Source organism: Anaerotruncus sp. 1XD42-93 (genome assembly GCF_009917605.1).
Taxonomy (GTDB): Bacteria; Bacillota; Clostridia; order Oscillospirales; family Ruminococcaceae; genus Anaerotruncus.
Map to the genome: position 1 here is coordinate 1 of NZ_QZEG01000231.1, position 577 is coordinate 577.

Consider the following 577-nt stretch of genomic DNA (forward strand, 5'->3'; position numbering starts at 1 on the left):
CGGCGGTGCAGCTCACTTCCAGCTGGAATGAGTGGATGCGGTTTCTGGACACAGCCTCCAGGCTTTACAAATACCCGTTCCATGACCAGCTGATGATCTACGCCCAGCGCCCGGACGCTACCGCCTGTGCGGAGTATGACCTGTGGAATGACAAGATGGGCCGCTATGTCCGGCGCGGCTCCAAGGGCATCGCCCTGGTGGACGATTCCGGGGACCGGACCCGGCTGCGGTATGTCTTTGACATCTCCGACACCGGAACCCGCCCGCACTCCCGCACCCCCTGGCTCTGGAAGATGGAGGAACGGCACATAGATTCCATCTCCGCCATGCTGGAAAACCGGTATGGGGTGGGCGGCGATGATTTAGGCGAGCAGATGACCGAGATCGCCCGCAGGCTGGCCGGGGAATACTGGGCGGACAACGGGCGTGACTTTCTTTACATCGTTGACGATTCCTTTTTGGAGGAGTACGATGAGCTTAACATCGAAGTCCAATTCAAAGCCGCCGCCACCGTCAGCATCGCCTATTCCCTGATGTCCCGCTGCGGGCTGGCCCCGGAGCAGTATTTCACCCACGA

Annotated in this window: 1 protein-coding gene; it reads left to right on the forward strand. The window is 60.3% G+C overall.

Features of this window, described 5'->3' with window-relative positions; genetic code table 11:
* Positions 1-5: 5 nt before the first annotated feature.
* A partial coding sequence (locus tag D5269_RS18190; protein ID WP_147408099.1) for a hypothetical protein occupies positions 6-577 on the forward strand: 572 nt, incomplete at its 3' end.